We start from the raw sequence: 1,077 nt of genomic DNA on the forward strand, positions 1-1,077 counted from the left end.
GAATAAAACAACCGTATCATAGATTAAAGCGTAGAAGAAAAAGTTGAAAAAGGGGCAATTTAAAAAAATTTAAATTTGCTCAGAGAAAGAATCTTGCATAAAAAAGATAGTTTTCGTTCAGACACTAACTACCAAGGGGCTACAGGAAGACATTGAGCAGATAGTGTCTCAGGATTTTGAATCTTATGATGAAATTAAGGATGAATGGGAGGATGCTGAAGAAGAAAATCAACCCGTTACTGAAGCAAAGGAAGAAGTTTACACTTCAGAGGAAATTGAAGACATCAAAAAGGAAATCAACGACCTGAAGGAATTTCAATATCTTGCCAGGTCTATTACCAGAAATTCAAAGGGAGAGGTTCTCCTGACCGCCCTGAAAAAAGGTTTTGCTGAAATAGAACGTCTGGGTGGTAATAAAAAAGCCATCATATTTACCGAATCTACAAGAACACAAGAATATCTGAATAGCATCTTAGAAAATACTGAGCACAAGGACAGGATAGTTTTATTTAACGGCTCGAACAACGATCAGAAATCCAAAGAAATCTATAAAAAATGGATCGAGAGGCATCTTGGCACAGACAGAATCACAGGCTCAAAAAGTGCCGATAAGCGGGCTGCAATAGTAGATTATTTCAGAGATGAGGCAGTCATCCTGATAGCCACAGAAGCCGCCGCAGAAGGTATTAACCTGCAATTTTGCTCTCTGGTAGTAAATTATGACTTACCCTGGAATCCTCAACGTATCGAACAAAGAATCGGGCGATGCCACCGGTATGGGCAAAAGTTTGATGTGGTTGTCGTAAATTTCCTAAATAAGAGTAATGCCGCAGACCAGAGGGTTTATCAGTTATTGAAAGAAAAATTCAAGCTTTTTGACGGCATTTTCGGGGCAAGCGATGAAGTATTGGGTAGTATTGAATCAGGTGTTAATTTTGAAAAACGGATTGCCTAGCGCGGCCTTTGGCCGCAACCAAAAAGGTGATTTTTAGTTTATTATAAAGTATAGTAGTATCCTCGTAAATAGTAATCAGACAATTTGGAGGACACTACTTATGAATAAGTTGATGGAATTAT

The 1,077-nt window shown here is 38.3% G+C and carries 1 protein-coding gene; it reads left to right on the top strand.

Translation table 11 applies throughout. The features are described 5' to 3' along the window. The first annotated feature begins 163 nt into the window (after positions 1-163). Positions 164-955: a helicase-related protein gene (locus QZT26_RS17800; protein WP_295104115.1), complete on the top strand. Its 792-nt coding sequence runs from the start codon at positions 164-166 to the stop codon at positions 953-955. Positions 956-1,077 lie beyond the last annotated feature (122 nt).

Source organism: uncultured Candidatus Kuenenia sp., from assembly GCF_900696675.1.
Classification (GTDB): domain Bacteria; phylum Planctomycetota; class Brocadiia; order Brocadiales; family Brocadiaceae; genus Kuenenia; species Kuenenia stuttgartiensis_A.